1 protein-coding gene is annotated in these 2324 nt (G+C 53.0%); it reads right to left on the bottom strand.

Annotated features, from left to right (window positions below; genetic code table 11):
- Window positions 1-2306: cation-transporting P-type ATPase (locus QUA38_RS28580; RefSeq protein ID WP_333167830.1), on the bottom strand; the 2306-nt coding region annotated here is incomplete at its 3' end.
- Window positions 2307-2324 lie beyond the last annotated feature (18 nt).

Below are 2324 nucleotides of genomic sequence, written 5' to 3'. Positions count from 1 at the left end.
AGCAGAGACCGATCGAGAAGCGGTTGCGATTTTTTCCGGGGGGGCTGCTGCATGGTTCCGGCTTCTGCCTTTTCTGCACCCAATGCCAATGCAGGCACTATGTCAGTTCCTAAATCAATGGCAAGAATCTGCATGATCACCAGTGCAGGAGGAATCTTCAACGCCACCATGAACAGAAATGGTACTAATTCCGGCAGGTTGGATGCCAGGATGTAGGTCATAAATTTGCGGATGTTTTGATGCACGGCTCGCCCCTCCTCGATCGCGACGACGATCGTCGCAAAGTTGTCGTCGGTAAGGACAATATCGGCGGCTTCTCGTGCCACATCGGTGCCATTCATCCCCATCGCGATGCCAATATGGGCAGCCCTTAATGCTGGTGCATCATTGACTCCATCCCCCGTCACCGCAACTACATCCCCGATCGTTTTATACGCTTCCACCAGTCGCAACTTATGCTCAGGAGACATCCGAGCAAACACTAGCCCCGATCGATATTTCAGAATTTGTTGCAATTGAGCATCCGACAGATGCCCCATGCCTTCACCCGTTACCACCCGTACAGAATCGGTAACTAATCCAATTTTGCGGGCGATCGCCTCAGCAGTCAGTCCATAGTCACCCGTCACCATCGTCACCTTAATTCCTGCCTGATGGCACTGAGCAAGAGCGTCTCTTACCTCTGGACGGGGCGGGTCAAACATCGCCACCAGACCAATAAAAATCAAGTTTTGCTCTAAATCTTGCGATCGCAAATCCAACATTTCACTCCCCCCACGGCGCGCCGCCACCCCCAAAACCCGAAAGCCCTGCTGGGCTAAATCATCGTTAGCCGCAACTATTTCATTCGAGCCGGATTGAGTGAGTTCTGAGAGAGTTCCATTCCGCAAGATAGATGTGCAGTGTCGCAACACTTCCAGCGGTGCCCCCTTGATAAAAGCCAGGTTCGGCAAATCGCTGTTCCATAGCGCGGACGATCGCCAGTCCAACACCACCGTCATCATCCGGCGACGAGAATCAAAAGGCACCTCCCGCAAGCGGGGAAGCTGTTTTTGCAAAGTTTCCAGATTCAATCCGGCTTTGGCAGCAGCCACCAGCAGAGCCGCTTCCGTTGGATCGCCAATTTCTTGCCAACGGCTAGGCGCTGTCAGGTGAATCAACCGTGCATTCGAGCAAAGTGCCGCCCCCGTAAGCAGCAAATTGACTTTCCAGGATTCTTCAAAATTCGCGGGAATCTGAACCTCACCAGCCGTAGGATCGTATCCAGCGCCCGTCACTTCAATCAGAGTCGCCGTCATCGATGGATGAGATTTCTGCTTGCCGTTAAGAGGTAGTAAGACAGCCGACTCTTGGCTGGCAGGATTTAGGCTGTTCTCCGAAGATTCCCAGGGAAGCCAGAGATAATGCACCGTCATTTCGTTTTTAGTCAACGTTCCGGTTTTGTCGGTGCAGATCACCGTTGTAGCGCTCAGGGTTTCCACAGCCGAAAGACGACGCACCAAAGCATTACGGCGCACCATTCGCCGCACCCCGATCGCCAATGACAAAGTAACCGTCGGCAGTAAGCCCTCTGGCACCAGCGCCACAATGATGCCGATCCCAAAAATAAAGCTCTCTTTCAGCTCCATCCCCACCAGCAGGTATGTCAGCAGAAATACCAGAACTCCCATACCGAGGGCGATCGCAGTGATGATCCGCACAATCTCAGCAACCTGCACTTCCAACGTGCTGGGTTCCCGTTTCACAACAGCAGTGAGATGGGCGACGTGACCAAACTCGGTTTGCGCTCCCGTGGCATACACCACAGCAACGCCCCTTCCTGACGAAACCGTCGAGCCTGCGAGCACCAAATTTGGGATTTCCGCCAGATTGACCTTTTCTTGTAAGGGATGTTCGCCCGCTGGTATCGTTTTGCCAGCCCGGATGGATGCAGCTTCGCGCACCCGCACCGGATGAGCGTTACGGGCAACAGGAAGCGATTCACCAGTCATTACAGAAATATCCAGATACAGGCTTTCGGCAGTAACTAACCGAGCATCCGCAGAGATGCGATCGCCCTCTTCCAATTGCATCACATCTCCACGCACCAGTTCCTTTGCCGGAATCTGCTTTAGTTCCCCATTCCGATACACTTTCACCTGCATCGGCAACACGTTCTTTAAGGCCGCTAATGCTTGCTCTGCTTGAAACTCTTGCCAAAAACTGAATACAGCATTAATCCCGATCACCGCCCAGATTGCCCAACCTAATTGAGGGGTTCCCGAAATGAATGCCAAAATCCCTGCCACCCATAGCAGCAGGGCCATAAAGTGCCTTAACTGATC

This window comes from Microcoleus sp. Pol12B4, from assembly GCF_036701385.1.
Classification (GTDB): Bacteria; Cyanobacteriota; Cyanobacteriia; order Cyanobacteriales; family Microcoleaceae; genus Microcoleus.
Note: the sequence above shows the minus strand (reverse complement) of the source record. Positions and strands in the feature narration are given on the sequence as shown.